Origin of the sequence: Mesobacillus boroniphilus JCM 21738 (genome assembly GCF_000517385.1) — a bacterium.
In the GTDB taxonomy this organism is placed as follows: domain Bacteria; phylum Bacillota; class Bacilli; order Bacillales; family Cytobacillaceae; genus Mesobacillus; species Mesobacillus boroniphilus.
This window is the reverse complement of sequence record NZ_BAUW01000016.1, coordinates 1-21,542: the sequence shown is the minus strand read 5'-3', so window position 1 is coordinate 21,542 and position 21,542 is coordinate 1. Positions and strand designations below refer to the sequence as shown.

General features: G+C 45.3%; 12 protein-coding genes and 3 pseudogenes. 13 read left to right on the top strand and 2 right to left on the bottom strand.

Going from position 1 to position 21,542, the window contains the following annotated elements; translation table 11 throughout:
* Positions 1 to 51 precede the first annotated feature (51 nt).
* Positions 52 to 678, top strand: coding sequence for a precorrin-2 dehydrogenase/sirohydrochlorin ferrochelatase family protein (locus JCM21738_RS07090; protein WP_023625587.1), 627 nt, complete (start codon positions 52 to 54; stop codon positions 676 to 678).
* Positions 679 to 893: 215 nt separating this feature from the next.
* Positions 894 to 1,214: a YciI family protein gene (locus JCM21738_RS07085; protein WP_023625586.1), complete on the top strand. Its 321-nt coding sequence runs from the start codon at positions 894 to 896 to the stop codon at positions 1,212 to 1,214.
* Between the two features lie 51 nt (positions 1,215 to 1,265).
* On the opposite strand, the gene JCM21738_RS07080 is transcribed toward JCM21738_RS07085, so the two are convergent.
* Both JCM21738_RS07080 and JCM21738_RS07075 read right to left on the bottom strand, forming a co-directional pair.
* Positions 1,266 to 3,263 (bottom strand): hypothetical protein, encoded by a 1,998-nt coding sequence (locus JCM21738_RS07080; protein ID WP_035209136.1) that lies wholly within the window; start codon positions 3,261 to 3,263, stop codon positions 1,266 to 1,268.
* Positions 3,264 to 3,282: 19 nt separating this feature from the next.
* Complete coding sequence (locus JCM21738_RS07075; protein ID WP_023625583.1) at positions 3,283 to 4,164, bottom strand: hypothetical protein; 882 nt, start codon at positions 4,162 to 4,164, stop codon at positions 3,283 to 3,285.
* A gap of 311 nt (positions 4,165 to 4,475) precedes the next feature.
* On the opposite strand from JCM21738_RS07075, the gene JCM21738_RS07070 reads away from it, so the two are divergent.
* From JCM21738_RS07070 to JCM21738_RS07020, 11 genes and pseudogenes are all read left to right on the top strand, one after another.
* On the top strand, positions 4,476 to 5,339 hold the full coding sequence (locus JCM21738_RS07070) for a DMT family transporter (protein ID WP_369385670.1): 864 nt from the start codon (positions 4,476 to 4,478) through the stop codon (positions 5,337 to 5,339).
* A gap of 411 nt (positions 5,340 to 5,750) precedes the next feature.
* Positions 5,751 to 6,518, top strand: a complete 768-nt coding sequence (locus JCM21738_RS07065) for a 3-hydroxyacyl-CoA dehydrogenase (RefSeq protein WP_023625581.1) — start codon at positions 5,751 to 5,753, stop codon at positions 6,516 to 6,518.
* Between the two features lie 164 nt (positions 6,519 to 6,682).
* Positions 6,683 to 8,731, top strand: a complete 2,049-nt coding sequence (locus JCM21738_RS07060) for a sigma-54-dependent Fis family transcriptional regulator (RefSeq protein ID WP_023625580.1) — start codon at positions 6,683 to 6,685, stop codon at positions 8,729 to 8,731.
* A 459-nt stretch (positions 8,732 to 9,190) separates the two neighbouring features.
* Complete coding sequence (locus tag JCM21738_RS07055; RefSeq protein WP_369385669.1) at positions 9,191 to 10,672, top strand: class I adenylate-forming enzyme family protein; 1,482 nt, start codon at positions 9,191 to 9,193, stop codon at positions 10,670 to 10,672.
* 69 nt (positions 10,673 to 10,741) lie between these two features.
* Positions 10,742 to 11,887: an acyl-CoA dehydrogenase family protein gene (locus tag JCM21738_RS07050; RefSeq protein WP_023625578.1), complete on the top strand. Its 1,146-nt coding sequence runs from the start codon at positions 10,742 to 10,744 to the stop codon at positions 11,885 to 11,887.
* A 34-nt stretch (positions 11,888 to 11,921) separates the two neighbouring features.
* A pseudogene (locus JCM21738_RS07045) lies at positions 11,922 to 13,075 on the top strand (thiolase family protein).
* Positions 13,076 to 13,192: 117 nt separating this feature from the next.
* Entirely contained in the window at positions 13,193 to 14,764 is a 1,572-nt protein-coding gene (locus JCM21738_RS07040; protein WP_023625576.1) for a fatty acid--CoA ligase, read from the top strand.
* 18 nt (positions 14,765 to 14,782) lie between these two features.
* Positions 14,783 to 15,832, top strand: a complete 1,050-nt coding sequence (locus JCM21738_RS07035; protein WP_243462930.1) for a CaiB/BaiF CoA transferase family protein — start codon at positions 14,783 to 14,785, stop codon at positions 15,830 to 15,832.
* Positions 15,833 to 15,915: 83 nt separating this feature from the next.
* Positions 15,916 to 17,535 carry a long-chain fatty acid--CoA ligase gene (locus JCM21738_RS07030; protein WP_023625574.1) on the top strand — a complete coding sequence of 540 codons (1,620 nt, stop codon included), beginning with the start codon at positions 15,916 to 15,918 and terminating at the stop codon, positions 17,533 to 17,535.
* 214 nt (positions 17,536 to 17,749) lie between these two features.
* Positions 17,750 to 19,473, top strand: a pseudogene (locus JCM21738_RS07025) (ABC transporter ATP-binding protein).
* Positions 19,446 to 21,264 (top strand): annotated as a pseudogene (locus JCM21738_RS07020) (ABC transporter ATP-binding protein). The pseudogenes JCM21738_RS07025 and JCM21738_RS07020 overlap by 28 nt, the downstream one beginning before the upstream one ends.
* Positions 21,265 to 21,542: the final 278 nt, after the last annotated feature.

The window sequence follows — 21,542 nt, the reverse complement described above, 5'->3', positions numbered from 1 at the left end:
CAATAAAATATAATTTGCAGTCAACATCGCCAATAACTGGAGAGTGAAAGCATGCTATACCCTATAAATCTACGGATACATGAACGGAATGTCGTGGTGATTGGCGGGAGCAAAGTCGCTCAACGAAAAGTCCTGGGCTTGCTGGATGCTGGAGCGAAAGTGAAGGTAGTGAGCCCGGAATTAACAAGCGAATTGCTGCGGCTAGCCGAAACAGGTGTGATTTCCTGGCACCCTGAGCCCTATGCGAAAGAAGAACTTCAAGGGGCATTGCTCATCATTGCCGCCACTAATGACCGAGAGACGAATCTCGCAGTTAAAAGGGATGCAGCACCAAATCAATTGGTTAATCTTGCAGATGATCCAGAGGAATCGGACTTCCAGGTTCCATCTGTGATGAAAAGAGGCAAATTGACGGTTGCCGTCTCGACATCTGGAGCGAGCCCGATACTGGCTAAGAAGATTTGCAGTCAGCTGGAGCAGACATTTGGCGAACAATACGAAAGCTATCTAGATTTCCTGGCATCCAGCCGTAAACAAATCAAAGGGGCTGTCAAAGATGAAACAGTAAAAAGGAAGCTTCTGAGAACAATAGCAGACGAGAGTTTCGTAAAGGAAGCCTATCGAGAAGAAAGGTTTGCCAGGCTGCTTGAAGAAGCGATAAGTGAAGAGGGAAGTTAAAGTGCGAATGCGAACAATTTACTTCCCTCCTTTTTTGTTCAAAAGTCCAACTTCAGAATAAGGTATGCTAGTTGCCGATTACGTAAGCCATGGGTATTTTTATTGCTTTTTTACACATTTATGTTCAGTTTTAATAACGAAATGCTGCTTAGCTGAAGGGATATGTTGGAAATGATATAATAAACTGGATGATTTTCAGGATAGGAGTCTTTTTTATGAATAAATTTGTTGTGTTCCTGAAAGGGAAACGAAATGGCAAACTGGATTCCAGCTTGCTGGCAAGGCATATAGAACATCTTAGGCAGTTGAATCGGGCGGGACAGATGGTGATTGCCGGTCCTCTTAAAAATAACGAGCAAGCCATGATCATCCTAAACTGCAATGGTATCGATGAAGCAATCAGATTAGTGGAAAAAGATCCATTCATCAAAGAAAAATATTACATTACATATGACATCAACGAATTGATTGTCGCCAATGAGGAAAATAACTGGCTGATGGACAACTCTCAAACGAAGGGGAATCTGGTCCACTAATAGAAAAAAGAGACTTCCAGCTAAGCTGGGAGTCTCTCTCTTGTAGTACGATTATTTAGTTTCAACCTCAACGATGATTTCCTCAGTCACAGTTTCAGCCTTCTCATCAGTCGACTTTTCAAAAACAGCAAGTACTGCAGAAATAATAGCAGCAAACTTCTTAGCAACTTCACTTGCATATAAGCTAGCTTTAGACGCAGCTTTATTGTCAGCAGAAGGGTTTACTGTTTCTTCTTCAGCAGCAGTATCATCAGTAGCAACTTCCTCAGTCACTTCTTCAGAAGCAGTCTCGTCAGTTACGACTTCCTCAGTTACTTCTTCAGTAGTAGTTTCGTCAGTTACAACTTCCTCAATTACTTCTTCAGAAGCAGTCTCGTCAGTTACAACTTCCTCAGTTACCTCTTCAGTAGCAGTTTCCTCAGTAGCAGCTTCCTCAGTTACATCTTCAGTAGCAGTTTCCTCAGTAGCAGCTTCTTCAGTTACTTCAACAGACAAAGCAACAGCTGAGTTTTCGTTAGCTTTCTCTTTTGCAACATCGCTAGCGTTGAAAGCCTTAGAGTTCATTTTGTTGGCAATAGAAGGAGATACTTTTGTTTCTTCTTCAGTCACTTCTTCTTCAGTCACTTCTTCTTCAGTCACTTCTTCTTCAGTAACCTCATCTTCAGCAACTTCAATAGACAAAGCAACAGCAGAGTTTTCGTTAGCTTTCTCTTTAGCAACATCGCTTGCATTGAAAGCTTTAGACTTCATTTTGTTAGCAATAGAAGGAGATACCGTTTCTTCTTCAGTAACGTCTTCTTCAGTAACGTCTTCTTCAGTAACGTCTTCTTCAGTAACATCTTCTTCAGCTACGTCTTCTTCAGCTACGTCTTCTTCAGTAACGTCTTCTTCAGCAACTTCAATAGACAAAGCAACAGCAGAGTTTTCGTTAGCTTTCTCTTTAGCAACATCGCTTGCATTGAAAGCTTTAGACTTCATTTTGTTAGCAATAGAAGGAGATACCGTTTCTTCTTCAGTAACGTCTTCTTCAGTAACGTCTTCTTCAGTAACATCTTCTTCAGCTACGTCTTCTTCAGCTACGTCTTCTTCAGTAACGTCTTCTTCAGTCACATCTTCCTCAGTAACGTCTTCTTCAGCTACTTCTTCTTCAGTCACATCTTCTTCAGTCACATCTTCTTCAGTCGCTTCAACAGACAAAGCAACAGCAGAATTTTCATTAGCATTCACTTTAGCCGTTTCACTTGCGTTGAAAGCTTTGGAATTAGCCTTGTTTACTGCAGAAGTGTTCACTTTTTCTTCAGTGTCGTCTTCTTCAGTATCTTCTTCTTCTTCGTCTTCTTCTTCAGTTTTCACTGTTGCATCTGTATCAAGATCGATGTCTTCAGAATCAGAGTCATTTTCTTCGTATTCTTCAGTTTTTACAGTTGCATCTGCATCAAGGTCAATGTCTTCAGAATCCTCATCAGATTCTTCTTCATCTTCCTTTTTCATTTCAGTGTCAGCGTCGAGTTCAGCTTCTTCTTCTTCTTGTTTTGTTGCTGCATTTTCTTCAAGCTCAGCAGTTTCTTCTGATTCAGCATCTTTTTCAGTGTCATCAGTTACAACTGGCTCTGCTTCAACAACCTCTTCAACTACATCTTCAACAACTGGCTCCTGAGTAACAACTTCTTCAGTTGGAACTTCCTCAGCCGGTGCTTGCTGAACAGTTGAATGAACTGCCGCGTTTGGTGCTGCGTGCTTTTCAGCAGTTTCACTTGCATGAGTGCTAGCTTGTGATTTCGCTGCTTTTTCTTTTTCCTTAGCTTCCGCTTTTGGTGCCTTTACTTGAGGCTTGGCAGCAGGCTTTGCTGGAACAGCCGGTTTTGCTTTTACATCAGTTTTTTTAGCAGACTGAACCTTTGCTGGTTTCGCTGCGTGAGATTGTTCAACCTTAACTTTTTCAGGTCCTGCAGCTTGAGTGAATTGACCTCCAGTCAGTACCCCGATTGACAATACTCCAGCTAACATTAAAGACTTCACAACTTTTGTTCCATTTATATAGTTATTCATTTTAATAATTCGCTCCCTTTTAATTAACGTGATCCGTGGCTATTGCATCGGTATACGGTAAAAAAGCAGGAGCTTTGAGCGGTGGCGGTGATGGCGGGGCATTGACCCACTGGCTTTGAAAAACAGCAACTCGCGATGTATACGGCTGCTTGAGATTTAAATTAAATGATTCATCCCAAACAAACCACTTATCGTTAATGAAAGTGCTCGCGTTTCCATAACTTGTCCTGTCACTTGACGGCCCCCCTGAAGCCTTCGTGCGTGAAGGAGGGTTAGGAATGTTGTCACCTTTAGGATACCTCTCGTTTTTGGATGAATCATTTCCATCATTTTTTACTGGAGGCGTTTCTTTGCTTGCCGTCTTTGCTGTAACTTTAACAAATGACGGGGTCACTGCTGATTCCTTGGATGGCTCAACCTTTTCCTTTAACCCAGGTGATCTACGCTGCGTTTCTTTTACGTGATGCCCCTTATTATGTATGGATTGTAAAGCATCTTTATTGCTTTGTTTATTGCTATGCATTGTTTTATGTTTTACCTGTTTTGACTTATCGTTGATCAATGCCTTTGCCTTTTGAGGCAGGGCAGCTTTCTCATTTTTCTTGAATGATTGAGCTTTCTTATTTGATTTCCCTGCATCAGCAGGTTTATCTTTCTGTTTTGCCTGAGCCGGTTTTTGAACGACTGGTTTCTGCACTGGCTGGTTTTTGACAGCAGGCTCTCCTGGAGTTTTTCCAGAAGTCTGTGCATTCTCAGCCTTATCTGGCAGAGTAACTTGTTCAGCCGTCACAGGCTTTTGAGGATTTCCGGCATTTGCCCCTTTTTCAGCAAAAGCGAGGTCAGGTATCAACATAGCTGCACCCACAATAAAGCCAGTAATGATCAGTTGTCGGAAGTGCATTCTTTCACCTCCCTTCAAAGCGGTATTGTATCTTTCCAAAATAGTATTCTGGTTTTTAAACCTCTTTTTGTCGGTTTTTGAAGGATTTTATAACAAACCGTTCTTTTAACCTAGCAGTCTATGATACATTTCTCCTTTATTTTTGGTACTTATTATTCTTGGTGGTAAATAATTGGTATTCCTTTCTCTTGTCCTTTTATAAAAAAGGAGTAGAATGGTAGTTATGCTTTAACCGTTTAAATGAAAGAAGGAAACATCATGAAAAATCTTAAAATCTATTTAATCCTTACAGGGGTCATGTTTTATGGGGATTGAATGTAACGGCCCTAAAGATTATAGTAGGGAATTTTCCTCCAATCACCATCACTTCGCTCCGCGTTCTCACGGCTGGAGTCTCGGTGTTTATCATTCTATTTTTCTTAAAAAAAGTCCGGTTGCCATCCAGGCAGGAGTGGAAATATATATTAGGCGGGGCAATCCTGAATGTCACTGGCCACCATTTATTCCTTGGCATTGGTTTAAAAGTGACATCCGCTGTTAACGGTGGACTGATCCTCGGTATGGGGCCATTGCTGACTGCTTTGATGGCGATTTTATTTCTGGGTAAACGGCTGACATTTGTAAGGACAATTGGTTTTATTTTCGGAGGGATTGGCGTCTCATTGACTGTGATGGCAGGAAGTGCTGGATTCTCAGGCATGTCGATTGGCGACTTTTATGTATTTCTTTCCATTCTCTCACAGGCAATCAGTTTCATCATTATCTCCAAAGCAGCGAAAACTCTCGATCCCCGTCTGTTAACGGGATATATGCTGATCTTCGGTTCTATCCTTATGTTTTTCATCGGACTGTGGAAAGAGCCAAGTGGATTAACAAGCTTAGGAAGTGCTTCGATTGGGGTATGGAGCGTGTTTTTCGCTTCAGCAATCTTCGCCACGGCAGTAGGGCATATGCTCTACAATTATGCAATCGGCAAGGCGGGACCAGCGGAAGCATCCATTTTCTTGAATTTGAATACATTCCTGTCAATCATGTTCGCAGCCATCTTCCTCGGGGAGCATATTACTTCATCTCACCTATTGGGACTGATATTCATCGTTTCCGGCGTGATCTTCGGTTCAGGAGCGCTTGAGGAATTGATTCTGAGAAACAAGATGAAACGGAACGCAGTTTAATATTGATAGAGATGCAGGGCTTCGGCTCTGCATTTTTATATGCTGTCAGTCACCTGCTGTTATTAGAGTGGATGCAACTGGTTAAATTTCATTCAAATGGTATTAAAACGATTTTGCTTTTACCCTTTTTCATCTTCTGCATTCATTTGGGGCAAAGCAGGGCCTCTGCTTTTGCTCGAACGGGATTACATCCATGTCAACGAGTAAAAAGCCAACCCTTGGGATTATCAATAATAAAAATCAAGGATTACAGAAAGCTCAAAAATCTAAAAGTGTTCATTTCCTGCAAAAACTGTCCTGATTTTGGACAGTTGCTGCTAACAAGCCGTGTATTTTCCTTTGAAATGCATTGGCACGATTCTTGCTTTATATAAAACTAACAATTTTATAAAAAAGTGGAGGTCAAACATAATGAAAATGAGTGAAGTAAGAGCGATTGTTACAGGCGGAGCGTCTGGGTTGGGGGAAGCGACTGTCAGAAGAATTGTGGAGCAAAGGGGAAAGGCTGCGATACTTGATTTGTCAGTGGAACGCGGTGATGCTCTCGTCAAAGAACTTGGGGAACAAGCAGTTTTTATCAAAACAGATGTAACGAGTGAGGAAGAAGTATCAAATGCAATCAACAAAGCGATTGAAACATTCGGATCAATTAATACGGTTGTTAACTGTGCTGGGATTGGGGTTGCGGGCAAGCTGTTATCTAGAAAAGGTGTACATTCCCTGGACATGTTTTCAAAAGTAATCTCCATCAACTTGATCGGAACCTTCAATGTCATCAGGCTAGCTTCAGAGCAGATGTCTAAAAACGAAGCGAATGAACTTGGTGAGCGGGGTGTCATCATTAATACTGCATCTGTTGCTGCGTATGACGGGCAGATCGGGCAGGCCGCCTACAGTGCTTCAAAAGGCGGAGTGGTCGGGATGACACTGCCGATTGCAAGGGAGCTTGCTGCTTATGGTATCCGTGTCATGACAGTTGCACCAGGACTTTTCCATACGCCAATGTTCGATTCGCTGCCTGAAGAAGCAAGGGACTCACTTGGTAAAATGGTGCCATTCCCGCAGCGGCTTGGTTATCCTGAGGAATATGCCCAACTTGCTGAAAGCATTCTGACCAACCCTATGCTGAATGGCGAAACAATCCGCCTGGATGGAGCCATCAGGATGCAGCCAAAATAAGTTTTTGGACAAATACTTATATATTGATCAACTATTACTCAACTCAGAGCCTGCTCCTCATTGGGGAGCAGGTTTTTTAACGTCCAAAGTGTACCTTTGTCTAACGGTGCTTTATAATTGAAGTTATAATATTCAGAAATCTATCAATTGGAGGAGGGAAATGATTGATTGAATTCAAGGATATTGTGACTCCTGTCGACTGTAAAATCACGGATGAAACAACATTGCGAGAGGCGCTTGAAATTTTTAAAAAGAAGAAGTGGAATCTGCTGCCGGTGACAGATGCCGAACAGAATTTGCAGGGTGTTTTTACCCGGAGCGGGCTTTATCAGATGATCCTCGATGGCAGTCCGCTGGATGCTCCAATCCAGCTATACATAAAGAAGCAAGCAAGGTCAATCCGTATTGATACCCCTTACAGGGAAATCGAGCAAATTGTAAAAACGAGCAAGGTTGGCACCGGAGTTGTGCTGGATGAGCGAAACAAAGTCATCGGCTTACTGACCAAGACAGACATGGTGGGCGCTCTCTTGAAATCTGCCAATACACTCAAGGACCAGCTGGAAACAATCCTGCAGCATTCCAATATCGGGGTACTCATGACTGACGGCAAGATGCAGGTGGTTTATGCAAATGAAGCTTTTGCCAAAATCAGCGGCCGGTCTGTTGATTCAATAATGTCCAGGGAGCTTGACGATATTTTTCCTGGCTTGCTGAAAGAAGGTCATACGCATCATCATTATGAAAAATTCAAATCTATTCTTCATATCTCTTCCTATGAAACAGTGAATCATGAAAAAGGAAAAATCCTATTGTTCCAGGATATTTCCGAATTTGAAAAAATGGCAGAAGAACTGGAAACGGTCAAAAAGCTGAAGCTGACAATCGAGACGACGCTCGAGCATGCGTATGATGGGATCCTGATGACCGACGAAAAGAACATGATTACGATGGTCAGCCCGCCGCTGCTCGAATTGTTCGACCTGGAAAAAACAGAAGTTTTATACAAACCAGTTGAGCAAGTACTTCCGCAGCTGAAGCTTGGCAATGTATTTAGCTCGGAAATGGCGGAAGTCAGCGATTTTAACGAGATGAATGGAATTAGATATATAGTCCATCGAATTCCAATCAAGAAGGATGGCAAGGTAATCGGAGCGATTGGAAAAGTGATGTTCCGCCAATTGAATGAGGTCAGCGAGCTGTTCAAGAGACTTCAAAAAGCCGAGAACAAGGCTAGCTTTTACCATCAGCAGCTGCAGAAATCAGAGTCGGCCAGATTCACCTGGGATCATATATTCAGCCAAGACCCTTATATGGAAAAATTAAAGAAAAGTGCCGCCAAAGCAGCGAAGGGAAGATCCACTGTCCTGGTCAGGGGAGAAAGCGGGACAGGGAAGGAATTGTTCGCGCATGCCATCCACAACAGCAGTGCCCGGAGCGATGGCAAGTTTGTCGTTGTCAATTGTGCCGCAATCCCGGAAGACCTGCTCGAATCCGAGTTTTTCGGATATGAAGAAGGTGCCTTTACGGGGGCAAAGCAGCGCGGCAAAATCGGCAAGTTTGACCTGGCGAATGGCGGGACACTTTTCCTCGATGAAATCGGTGATATGTCACTCTCCCTCCAGGCAAAACTGCTGAGAGTCCTGCAGGAGCGGGAGTTTTACAGAGTAGGAGGAAATGTCCGGGTGAAGGTCGATGTCCGCATTATCGCGGCAACAAACCGCAACCTGGAAGAGATGGTAAAGCAGGGAGAGTTCAGGGAGGACCTTTACTATCGCCTGAACGTCATATCGTTGAACATCCCGCCGCTAAGGGAACGCGTGCAGGATGTCGAGTATTTGATCACTGGTTTAATGAAAGAATTGAATTCGATGCTGGGAACAAGCATCACCGGTATCTCATCACAGGCAAAGGCGACACTACTGCAGTACGGGTGGCCTGGCAATGTCCGGGAATTGCGGAATGTCCTCGAACGAGCGATGACCTTTGCCGAGCATGGAAAAATACAGGCTGAGGACCTGCCGGACTACTTGATCTCGCAACTATCCAGCCCAGTCCTAGAACAAATCAGCCTTGCCGAGGATGCCGAGCTCGGAGCCATCAGAAAAGCCCTTGCCCAGGCAAACGGAAACAAAGCAAAGGCAGCAAGACTGCTAGGCATCAGCCGTTCAGGCCTTTATGAAAAATTAAAGAAATACCAGCTGAGCGTGTAGGTTCGAACTGGAAAAAACACGTGGTTTTTTCCAGTTCGCCAATAAATCCTGAAAATCGCCAATAAAATCAAATTATCGCCAATAAAGTTGTGAACTCCGCCAATAAAGTTAAAATATCGCCAATAAAACTGTGAACTCCGCCCTTAATGTGGTGAACAACAACCAATTAAATTTGGATATCAACTATAAATTCAGAACTTCAATCAATAAATTTTCAAAATCCACTAATTAAAACTAGATATGAGTTAATTTCCTCTCACCGGTTGTTTGTCTGGAACAGAATAGAGCAGTGCCCATCAGAGTGTCCAAACAAGGTGTCCAATTTCCGGACACTATGTTAAACACGATCAATGATCTGTACTTGGTTTAATTGCATTTTCTGTTTTCGGAAAATTGGCATAATTATTGCATGTAAAAAGATGAATGCGTTTTCAAATTTAAGCGAAGGGGAAGCTGTGTATGGATATCGGGTCATATTTAGCGCAAAATGCAAGGAAAACACCGGAGAAGCTGGCAATCGAATGTGAAGGCAGAAGCTATACGTATAAGCAATTTAATGAGGAAGTGAACAAACTTGCCCGTGGACTGCTCAGCCTGGGAATTAGCAAAGGCGAGAGAATTGCTTTAATGATGAAGAACTCCGATCAGTTTGTGTTTGCTTTTTTTGCAGGAGCTAAAATCGGTGCAGTAATCGTGCCGGTGAATTTCCGCCTGACATCATCCGAGGTCCATTACATACTCGAACAGTCCGGCACTGTGCTGGTGATTTGCGATGATGAGTTTGAGGATACCATTACTTCAGCACGTAAAGGAACAAATGCAGCACATGTCATCACGACTGGAATCCCTAAAGTCGTTGGACATCATTCATTGAATCATGTTCTTTCCGATCATGTCACTGATCCACAAATCGAAGTCAGCGATGATGATGACCTTGAAATCTTGTATACCTCCGGGACGACGGGCAGGCCAAAGGGAGCCTTGTTTGACCATAAACGAGTATTCAATGTCGGCCTGACGATGATGATCAGCATGGGCATCAACCAGGAGGAAAGAATCCTCCATATCGCCCCGCTGTTCCATTCGGCACAGCTAAATCTATTCCTGGTTTCGGGCGTCGTCCTTGGGGCCACTCATATCATCCATCGGGATTTTCATCCGGTTACAACGCTTCAAGCAATCCAACAACATAAAATCACCCACTTCTTTGGAGTGCCGGCGATGTACAATTTTATGCTGCAGGTGCCGAATGCCTCTGATTACGATCTTTCTTCGATTAAAAGATGCGGCTATGGTGCTGCACCAATGGCTCCAGAACTTGTCCGGAAGAGCATGGAGCTTTTCAGGACAGACCAATTCTATAATCTTTGCGGCTTGACTGAAGCTGGTCCTGGCGGCATCCTGCTTGGTCCTGAAGGTCATAAACATCATCTTGGAAAAGGAGGCAAGGCCGCGTTCCTGACTGAAGCGAGAGTGGTGGACGAAGAAGGCAAGGATATAAAGCCTGGTGCAGTCGGAGAGTTCATTATCAAAGGTGAGTCCATCATGAAGGGATACTATAAGATGCCGGAAGAAACGGCAAAAACAATCAAAGACGGCTGGCTGTATACCGGTGACCTGGCAACCGTCGATGAAAACGGCTATATCACACTGGTCGACCGGAAAAAAGACATGATCATTTCCGGCGGGGAAAATGTGTACTCCATTGAAGTAGAGGAAGTTCTTTATGAACATCCTGCTGTTCTGGAGGCAGCAATCATCGGCCTGCCGGATGAAGTCTGGGGAGAAGCCGTCTGCGCAGTCATCGTGCCAAAGCAAAATGCAGTCGTTGATGAGCAGGAACTTAAAGGTTTTGCCGCCAAAAACTTGCTGGCTATAAAGTTCCGAGGAGGATCTTTATCGAAGAGGCATTGCCAAGGAATGCGTCTGGAAAAATACTAAAATACCAGCTTCGCCAGAAACTGAATGAAGTGAAGCTTTAATAGTTTGAGAGAAAAGGGAGATACAAAAATGAAACACCCTTATTTAACAGATGACCATGAAATTTTCCGCAGATCACTTAGGAAGTTTTTAGAAAAGGAAGCATATCCTTTCTACGACCAGTGGGAGGAAGAACGAATGATACCGCGGTCCTTCTGGGAGAAGATGGGCGAGCAGGGTTATCTTTGCCCGGACATTGATGAGGAGTATGGAGGCAGCGAGGTCGACTGGGGATTTGCCGTTGTCATCAACGAAGAGCTCGAACGGGTAGGCTCAGGCCTGGTTGGTGTAGGATTGCATAATGATATTGTTGTTCCTTATATCACGGCTTACGGGACAAAGGAGCAGAAAAAACGCTGGCTGCCAAAATGTACGACAGGTGAAATCATCACCGCGATTGCGATGACAGAGCCTGGAACGGGTTCGGATCTGGCGAACATCCAGACAACAGCAATCCTTGATGGCGACCACTATATTTTAAATGGGCAAAAAACATTCATCACAAATGGAATTCAATCTGATTTGATTGTCGTAGCCTGTAAAACAGATCCAAAAGCGAACCCGAAGCATAAAGGGGTCAGCTTGCTTGTCGTTGAGCGGGATGCACCGGGTTTTTCACGTGGAAGAAAGTTGAATAAGGTAGGGCTGCATTGCCAGGATACGGCTGAACTAATCTTCGAAGATTGCTGTGTACCTAAAGAGAATTTGCTTGGAGAAGAAGGTAAGGGCTTCCTCTACTTAATGGAAAAGCTCCAGCAGGAACGATTGCTTGTTGCTATTGCCGCACAGACAGCGTCCGAGGTCATGCTGAAACAAACCATTGAATACGTAAAAAGCCGCGAAGCATTTGGCAAGCCGGTCAGCAAGTTCCAGAATACGCAATTCAAGATTGTCGAGATGGCGACAGAAATCGAAATGGGAAGGGCATTCCTTGACCAGCTGATTGCCGAGCATATCGAAGGCAAGGATGTTGTCACAAAAGTATCGATGGCAAAGTGGAAACTCACCGACAGCGCAAAGAGAATCGCCGGGGAATGTATGCAGCTCCATGGAGGTTATGGATATATGGAAGAATACGAGATTGCGAGGAGATTCCGTGATATCCCGGTTGCCAGCATCTATGCAGGAACGAACGAAATCATGAAAACCATCATTGCTAAAAACTTGGGATTGTAAACATAGATTTGATCAACAGAAAGGAAGATGAAGCATGCGTGAAGTTGTAATCGTCGAAGCCGTCAGGACTCCTGTTGGCAGAAGAAAAGGATTGTTGAAGGATATCAGGCCGGATGAGCTGGCCGCGGGAGTTCTGAAAGAGGTTGTGGAGCGCGCTGGTATCGATGCAGGACTTGTTGAAGATGTCATCCTCGGATGTGTAACACAATCAGGAGAACAAGCCGGGGATATTGCCAGGGTAGCGGCGTTGACAGCTGGTTTCCCGATTGAAGTACCAGGAACAACAATTGACCGTCAATGCGGGTCAAGCCAGCAGGCTGTCCATTTTGCCGCTCAGGCGATCCTTGCGGGGGACATGGCTGTCGTCATTGCCGGCGGGGTTGAGAATATGACACGGACTCCTATGGGCTCCAATTACCAGGAAGCTAACCCTTTTAGTCATAAATTACGAGAACAATACGAGATGATCCATCAAGGACTATCCGCAGAACGGATTGCGGAGAAATACGGTTTTACCCGCCGCGAGCTTGATGAATTCTCTGCTGAAAGCCACCGTCGTGCTTTAAAGCACAGGCCGAAGGTTATTTTAAGAAAGAAATCATGCCGCTCGAAATCACCCTCGAAAATGGTGAAACAATTTTGATGACCGAGGATTCAGGACCTCGCGAAGGAACGACACCTGAAGTTTTGGCGGGCCTGAAAACGGTCTTTAAAGAGGATGGTGTCATCCATGCCGGCAACTCGAGCCAGATCAGTGACGGTGCCGGAGTACTGCTTTTGATGAGCCGTGAAAAAGCCGAGGAGTTAGGTTTGAAACCGCGCTTTAAGGTTCACACCAGGGTTGTGGTAGGTTCGGATCCGACGCTGATGCTGACAGGGCCGATTCCCGCAACGGAAAAAATCCTCAAAAAATCCGGCTTGAAGCTGGAGGATATCGATGTTTTCGAGGTGAACGAAGCATTCGCACCTGTACCGATGGCATGGCTGAAGGAAACGGGAGCAGATCCTGCAAAACTCAATCCAAATGGCGGGGCAATCGCGCTTGGCCACCCACTTGGAGCGAGCGGCGCCCGCCTGATGATTTCGATGATGCACGAACTCGAACGGACCGGCGGACGCTACGGCCTGCAGACGATGTGTGAAGGACACGGCATGGCAAACGCCACTATTATTGAACGTCTGGATTAAGAATTTCCTATTGGCGCACGGGAATTCCAAAAGCGAAAGAAACAGGTCACCTATGGGACTACTATATAAAGCTACTCTGTAAAGCATAAAGTCGACATTTAATTAGGAGGAATGCAAATGAGCACGACGATTGGCAAGATATTCGATCTGACGGTAATGAAGTTTCCGAACAAGGAAGCCCTCTATGATGTCCGCAAAAATGTTCGCTTTACTTATAGTGAATGGAATGATGAAGTGAACAGGCTTGCCAACGCGCTCCTTGCTGAAGGAGTGAAGAAGGGCGACAGAGTTTCTACGTTCACGTTCAATACTGAGGAGCTGGGTACTGCGTTTTTCGCCTGTGCGAAAATCGGAGCTGTCTTTAATCCAATCAATTTCCGGCTGATGGGGGAGGAGGTCGCTTTTATTTTGAGCGATGCCGAGCCTAAGGTTGTTCTTTTTGAAAAGGCGGTGGAGCCAGTCATTGCGGCTATTGAAAAGCGGTTCCCGCATATCGCTTTCTGGTACATTGATGGAGATACACCAGAATACGCAAAAAGCTACCATGAAAAAGTCGAAGCTGCGGAAACTCGGCCTGTTGAGATCGAGGTGGACGAAAATGACCTGTATGCGATTATGTACACTAGCGGGACAACTGGCAGGCCAAAAGGCGTTATGCACAAGCACCGCAATATGGTCGAGCAGAGCCTGATTGTAGTCGGTTCAACCAAACTGGGTGCAAATGATGTTGGCCTCGTAACCGCGCCAATGTTCCATTGCGCCGAACTCCATTGCGCATTCCTTCCGAGGATCCATGTGGGCGGCAGCAATGTCATCCTTCATCAATTTGCGCCAAAGAAAGTGCTTGAGCTGATTGATTCGGAAAAAATCACGAAGTTCTTTGCCGCGCCAACGATGTGGAATATGCTTTTGCAGGAGAATCTATCAGACTATAATATCCAAAGCCTGAAGCTGGGTCTTTACGGAGCTGCCCCGATGGCGCCTTCACTTGTCCGCGCCTGCCATGACAAACTTGGCATCAAGCTAGTCCAGGCATATGGAATGACGGAAATGGGCCCTGCTATCACCTTTCTGTCTGAGGATGACCAGTTGACAAAAGCAGGAGCTGCTGGCCAGGCTTGCCTTAACCATGAAATCAGGATTGTCCGCCCGAATGAGGATGGTCCTTCCGATCCGGATGACATCCTTCCGCCAGGCGAAAGCGGTGAAATCATCGTCCAGGGACCATGCATGATGTCAGGCTACTTCAACCGTGAAGAGGCCTCTGAAAAAGCGATGCATAAAGGCTGGTACCATTCTGGGGATATTGGCTACCTGGATGAAGAGGGTTATTTATGGGTCAAAGACAGGGTGGATGATATGATTATCAGCGGCGGCGAAAACATCTATCCTCGTGAGGTAGAAGATGTTCTTCATGCCCATGAAGGTGTACTTGACGTCGCGATTGTCGGCCAGCCGGATGACCGCTGGGGTGAATCGGTAACGGCTTTTGTCGTGAAAAAAGATTCACAGGTAACAGAAGAGGAATTGGATGAATGGTGCAAAAACAGTGACAGCCTGGCAAATTACAAACGCCCGCGGAAATACCTCTTTGTGGATGCACTCCCTAGGAACGCGAGCGGAAAAATTCAAAAATTCATGCTAAGAAAGCAAATGGAAGAATTGTTTTCAAAAGGGCAGCCGACGTAATGGAAAGGGTCTTTTACCATGTTGGACGGTATTAGAATAGTAGACTTCACCAATTACATCCCAGGACCTTTTGCGACTCTCAGGCTGGCTGAGCTTGGTGCTGAGGTGATTAAAATCGAAGCGCCGGAGGGAGACCCGGCAAGGAACACAGGGAACGGTTATGTATTCAAAGCACATAACCGCGGAAAAAAGAGTCTTGTCATCAACCTGAAGCAGCCAGAAGGAAAGATGCTGACCCTTGACCTGCTGGCCAGGGCGGATGTGGTGGTTGAGAGCTTCAGGCCAGGAGTGATGGAAAAGCTAGGACTTGGATATAAAGCAGTGAAGAAAATAAACCGCGGTATCGTCTATTGTTCGGTCACTGGATACGGAAAAAATGGAGAAATGAGCAAACTTGGAAGTCATGACCTGAATTATATGAGCTTAAGCGGTGCACTTGCCCAGATGAAGGACAGTACAGGAAGGCCGGTACATCCATCCCATACTTTTTCTGATTATATCGGAGGGATGGCGGCCAGTGAGCGAATCCTAGCCGCACTTGTAGCCCGTGGAAAAACCGGGGAGGGCAGCTATCACTGCATTTCCCTTGCTGACAGTATGGCATCATTGATGGCATACCATGTCCTGATTGAAAAAGAAACAGGTTACCAAAATGGCGTTTCCGTTTTGAACGGCACCGTAATTGGATATGGCCTGTACGAAACGATGGACGGCCGATTTGTCAGCCTTGGAGCTCTTGAGCCAAAGTTCTGGCGCAATTTTTGCAAAGCTGTCGGCCGGGAGGATTGGCTGTCAGCGCATTATTCCAAACCAGAAAACACAAATCCTGTTTATCTTGAGCTTGTTAATCTTTTTAAAAGCAAGTCGCTCTCAGAATGGGCGAATTTTGGCATGACAGTCGACTGCTGCCTCACACCAGTACTTGAGGCGGGAGAACTGGCCCACTACCCATACTGGAGAGAAAAGAATTTTGTAATGCCAGAAGGCCAAATCAAAATGCACGGAGATTTGCCATCACAAGAGGGAGCAGCACCTCCGAAAAAGGAGAACAGAGAGAAGAGATTTTAAGAGATTGGCTAAATGTAAAAAGCGGCACATACACATAAAAGAGGAAAATACTTATTTAATAAAGCGGAAGGGGAAATGTCGGTATGATGAATGTTCCATTGACAGTAGGATCGCTATTGGAGAGAGCAGAAAAGTTTTTCCCGAAAAAGCAGGTGGTGTCTCGGACACTGTCAGGTATTCACCGATTCACTTACAGGGAAATTGGCGAGAGGACCCGCAGGCTTGCCAGCGCACTTGAAAAGCTTGGTGTGGAAAAGGGAGACCGGGTTGGCACATTTGCCTGGAATCACCATCGCCATCTTGAAGTCTATTTTGCCGCTCCAGGCATGGGGGCAGTGCTCCATACAATCAACATCCGCCTGTCACCTGATCATGTCTCTTACATTATCAATCATGCAGAAGATAAGGTGCTGCTTGTTGATGAGGATCTGGTGCCGCTGATTGAGCGCAGCAAGGATCAATTTAAAACGGTAGAGGCATACATCATCATGACCGACAAAGACGAACTGCCGGAAACAACATTGGAGCCAGTCTATTCTTATGAGGAACTTCTTCGCGAGGCTAGTCCGGAATTTGAATTCGTGAAAGACATCGATGAAAATGATCCAGCAGGTATGTGCTATACATCGGCAACAACCGGCAATCCTAAGGGAGTTGTTTATTCCCACAGAGGCATTGTCCTCCATAGCTTCGCGTTTGGATTGGCCGACACTGCAGCGTTATCGGAAACCGATGTGGTATTGCCTGTGGTCCCGATGTTCCATGCCAATGCCTGGGGTCTGCCATTCGCTGCGACATGGTTCGGCTCGACCCAGGTACTGCCGGGACCGCTGTTCACTCCCAAGCTGCTTGCAGATCTTATTGAGCAGGAAAAAGTCACCTTCACTGCAGGGGTGCCGACAATTTGGCTCGGCCTGCTGAATGAGCTTGAAAAAGGAAGCTATGATACATCTTCTTTGAGATCGATTGTATGTGGCGGTTCTGCAGCGCCGCGCGGCATGATCAAAGCATTCGAAACAAAATACAAAATTCCATTCCTGCATGCGTACGGCATGACGGAGACCACTCCGCTGGCAACGGTTTCACGTCTGAAGAGCTACCAGGTTGGATTGGACGAAAATGAAATTTTAGACATCCGCTCCAAGCAAGGACTTCTTGTACCAGGACTGGAAATGAAGGTCGTCGGCGGAAATGGTGAAGTGAAGTGGGATGGCGAGGAAATGGGAGAACTGCTGCTTCGCGGACCATGGATTGCCGATGAATATTATAAGGATGAGCGTTCAGCAGATGCATTCCGCGATGGCTGGCTATACACTGGGGATGTGGCCACTGTTGATGAAGAAGGTGTCATCAAGCTGGTCGACCGTACGAAGGATCTAATCAAGAGCGGAGGCGAATGGATTTCATCAGTCGATCTTGAGAATGCCCTCATGGCTCACGAGGCTGTCTTCGAAGCAAGTGTCGTCGCTGTGCCACACGAGCAGTGGCAAGAGCGCCCGATTGCCTGTGTCGTTCTGAAAGAGCAATATAAGGATAAACTCGATAAGCAGGAACTGCTCGACTTCATCGCCCCGCAGTTCGCCAAGTGGTGGCTGCCGGAAGATGTTATATTCATGGAGGAGATTCCAAAGACCTCAGTCGGTAAATTCCTGAAACGTGCACTGAGGGATCAGTTGAAAGATCATCTGGTACAAAACTCTTAATAGGAAAATATACTTAGAGCAGCATCGTCTTAATAAACGGTGCCGCTTTTTTAGTTTTAGAATAAATTGTGCTGCCAAAATAACATTTAGTAATCCAAATGCAAAATAAATTATTCTCTTTCAATTCAAAAAATTCACCAAAAGAGGTATGATAATAAATATAAAATTCGTAAGACGAAATAATCAAGATGGTTTCAACGGGGGTCTTATCTTCATGAGTATATTTTCATTTGTAAAACCATATCGCATCCCGATTGCGGCCGCGCTGAGCTTGATGCTCGTCGAACTGGCTGTTGAACTTGTGCAGCCGTTGCTGATGGCTAAGATCATCGATGATGGAATTGTCGCCAGGGACCTGGATACTGTCATCAAATTAGGCGGAATAATGCTCGGGATTTCATTTCTGGCATTTGCTTCCGGAATCACGAATTCATTTATCGCTGCGCATGCAGGCCAAAGCTTTGGCTATGATTTGCGCGAGAAACTGTTTGCCAAGGTCCAGGCTTTTTCATTCACAAACTTCAGCAGCTTTCCATCATCTTCTTTAATCACAAGGATCACCAATGATGTGACACAGCTGCAAAATACATTTTTTATGAGTTTGAGGATTGCACTGCGCGCTCCATTGTTGGTCATCGGGGGAATCATTATGGCAATGCTCGTCAATGTGAAATTGTCGCTTGCATTTGTCATCATTATTCCGCCTCTTTTGATTTTCCTGATCTGGATCATGACAAAGGCGGCAGGCTTATTTAAAAGTGTCCAAAAACGTCTCGACGAAGTGAACGGAGTCATGAGGGAGAATCTCGTCGGCATGAGGCTGATCAAGCATTTGCCAGAGGAGGCTACGAAGGTACAAGATTTGAAAATACGAACAATAATCTCAAGGATAAAACGGTGTATGCTTTAAGGGTCACCGAGGTAACGATACCAGTCCTGCTCATTTTCATGAATCTGAGTGTAATCGCTGTCCTTTGGTTCGGAAAAATAGAAGTCCAGACTGGAGCTGTCTCGGTCGGTGAAGTGGTTGCGATTGTCAATTATGCAGCCAGAATCACCACTGCATTTTCGATGTTTTCATGGATTATCATGGTGTTTTCCCGTGCCCGGGCTTCTGCTGAGCGTGTGACAGATGTGCTGAATGAGGAAATCGATCTGGAAGATACAATAGAAAGCAGTAAAGAGTATGGGGTTACCAATGGGGAAATTGAATTTGACAAGGTATCATTCCAGTTTCCGAACACCAATATCCCAATCCTCCAAAATCTATCCTTCTCCATTACCCCCGGTGAAACCGTAGCTGTACTGGGGGCTACTGGTGCCGGAAAAACATCGATGTTTCAGCTTATTCTCCGGTTATATGATGTTACCAGCGGGGAAATCCGAATCGACGGCCGAAGTATCAAGGACTATAAACTTAAAAGTCTTAGAGATGGGATTGGCTACGTTCCCCAGGAGGATTTACTGTTCACAGGTTCAATCAAGGATAATCTGGCATGGGGTAAAGAGAATGCGGCCTATGAGGAAATGGTTAAGGCCGCATCTCATGCCCAAATACATGAAACAATCGAAAAACTTCCAGACCGGTATGATACACTTCTGGGGCAAAAAGGCGTCAATTTGTCGGGCGGTCAGAAACAACGACTGTCAATTGCGAGGGCTCTAATCAAAAATCCCAGAATCCTGCTGCTTGATGACAGCACGAGTGCGCTTGATTTAAAAACGGAAGCAAAGCTGTTGGATTCGATAAGCAAATACAAATGCACAACAATGATCATTACCCAAAAAATAAGCACTGCTAAGGAAGCAGATAAAATCTTGCTGCTTGAAGATGGTTCCTTAATTGGATCCGGAGACCATGATTATCTGCTGAAGCATTCTTCCCTGTATCAGGCTATATACGAGTCCCAATTCGGGGAGGTGAAGGCAGAGTGTTAAAAAAACAAAAAGAAAGTAAGACTGACAAAAAAAGTAATACTGCGAGGGGAATTGTTCCGACGGTCAGGAGAATATGGGCATATCTAGCAGACCAGCGGAGCCTGCTGATCCTTGTCCTATTGATGGTAGTGGCAAGTTCTGCCCTGGCCCTTTTGGGACCATTCCTGATTGGTTGGGGAATTGATGAGTATTTTGCGGCAGAGTCCACTGATGGATTCATCTGGCTGTTAGTCGGTCTTGGCGTAGTTTATGGGCTGCACTCTTTAACCTTATGGCTCCAGAGCTACTGGATGATCGGGATTGCCCAGAAAACAGTCTATACAATGAGGAAACAGCTTTTTGCACATTTCCATAGACTGTCGATTGATTTCTTCAACAAACGGCAGCATGGCGAATTGATGAGCAGGGTAACTAATGATATTGAGAATGTCAGCGCAACGCTGAATTCTTCCGTCATCCAGATTTTTTCAAGCGTGCTTACACTGGTGGGAACTCTTGCTGTCATGGTCTGGCTGAGTCCGTTGCTCGCACTTGTCACGATGATCATTGTGCCGCTGATGTTCATGGGGATGAAGTGGATCACAAGCCGGACAGGGAGGCTGTATAAAGAACAGCAGCGCCGGCTTGGTGAAATGAATGGATACATTGAAGAAACGATTTCTGGCCAGAAGATTATTAAATCCTTCTCACAGGAACCGAAAGTTATTGAAGAGTTTCGCATTAAAAATAAGAAGCTGAAAGAGTCCGGTTATTGGGCCCAGACCTTTACGGGGTTCATCCCGAAATTGATGAATATGCTCAATAACCTGAGCTTCACCATTGTGACGGCAGTTGGCGGCTACTTTGCGCTTCAAGGGTACGTATCGATTGGGACAATCGTCATTTTCACTGAGTACTCCAGGCAGTTCACAAGACCTCTTAATGACCTGTCGAACCAGTTTAATACATTACTTTCTGCAGTCGCAGGAGCAGATAGGGTTTTTGATATCATAGATACAGAAGAAGAAGCGGTCGATGAGAAAGAAGCTGCTCCACTTCGGTATATCAATGGAAAGGTCGAGTTCAAGGATGTTTCTTTTTCATATGAAAGGCGGAGATACCGTAGCTGATTTGAATTTTAATGCTGAAGCGGGTGAGAGTGTTGCATTGGTTGGACCGACAGGAGCCGGCAAGTCCACGATCATCAACTTAATTTTACGCTTTTATGAACCCGACAAAGGCAAGATTTTAATTGATGGATATGACAGCAAAAAAATTACCCGTGAAAGCTTGCGGACACAAATGGGATTTGTCCTTCAGGAATCCTTCCTCTTCCAGGGCAGCATAAAGGAAAACATCCGCTACGGCAGGCTGGACGCAACAGATGAGGAAGTAGAGCAGGCTGCAAAGGCAGCGAATGCTCATTCCTTTATCCAACGCTTGCCAGAAGGCTATGATACCGTGTTGAGCCAGGATGATACAGGCATTAGCCAGGGACAAAAGCAACTCTTGTCCATCGCAAGGGCAATTCTCGCTGATCCGTCAATCTTGATTCTTGATGAAGCAACAAGCAATATTGATACGATTACAGAACTTAAAATCCAGGCAGCCCTCCAGCATCTGCTGAAGGGAAGAACAAGCTTCATCATCGCCCATCGGTTGAATACGATTAAAAGCGCAGACCAGATTATCGTCATCGAAGATGGGGAGATTATTGAAAAAGGCAGCCATGACGAATTGCTGGAACAAAAAGGTTTTTACCATAGTCTATATACGAGCCAGCTGGAAAAAAAGATGTTAATGAATTATTAGGAAGCCTCCGGGTTTCCTTTTTTTTTTTCTAAAGCCCTTCGTTGCACATGATTTAGCGTTTAAGCAGGCAACGCTTGTCGGGGCTGAACAAGGCGCTTGCGCTTTTTGTTCCTGGATAAGAAAGTATAGATTTATCCACTTAGATTAGTGTCTAGCTCCAGCGCCTAGCCCCTCGAGACGCTTCGGTCCGCCCAATGAAGTCAAAGAGCGACTTCACTGGTCGGCCCTCCAACGCTTGTCGGGGCTGAACAAGGCGCTTGCGCTTTTTGTTCCTGGAT

Coding starts and splice junctions, on each gene's coding strand:
- JCM21738_RS07090 (WP_023625587.1), top strand. CDS start 52: ATGCTATACCCTATAAATCTACGGATACATGAACGGAATGTCGTGGTG.
- JCM21738_RS07085 (WP_023625586.1), top strand. CDS start 894: ATGAATAAATTTGTTGTGTTCCTGAAAGGGAAACGAAATGGCAAACTG.
- JCM21738_RS07080 (WP_035209136.1), bottom strand. CDS start 3,263: ATGAATAACTATATAAATGGAACAAAAGTTGTGAAGTCTTTAATGTTA.
- JCM21738_RS07075 (WP_023625583.1), bottom strand. CDS start 4,164: ATGCACTTCCGACAACTGATCATTACTGGCTTTATTGTGGGTGCAGCT.
- JCM21738_RS07065 (WP_023625581.1), top strand. CDS start 5,751: ATGAAAATGAGTGAAGTAAGAGCGATTGTTACAGGCGGAGCGTCTGGG.
- JCM21738_RS07055 (WP_369385669.1), top strand. CDS start 9,191: ATGGATATCGGGTCATATTTAGCGCAAAATGCAAGGAAAACACCGGAG.
- JCM21738_RS07050 (WP_023625578.1), top strand. CDS start 10,742: ATGAAACACCCTTATTTAACAGATGACCATGAAATTTTCCGCAGATCA.
- JCM21738_RS07040 (WP_023625576.1), top strand. CDS start 13,193: ATGAGCACGACGATTGGCAAGATATTCGATCTGACGGTAATGAAGTTT.
- JCM21738_RS07035 (WP_243462930.1), top strand. CDS start 14,783: ATGTTGGACGGTATTAGAATAGTAGACTTCACCAATTACATCCCAGGA.
- JCM21738_RS07030 (WP_023625574.1), top strand. CDS start 15,916: ATGATGAATGTTCCATTGACAGTAGGATCGCTATTGGAGAGAGCAGAA.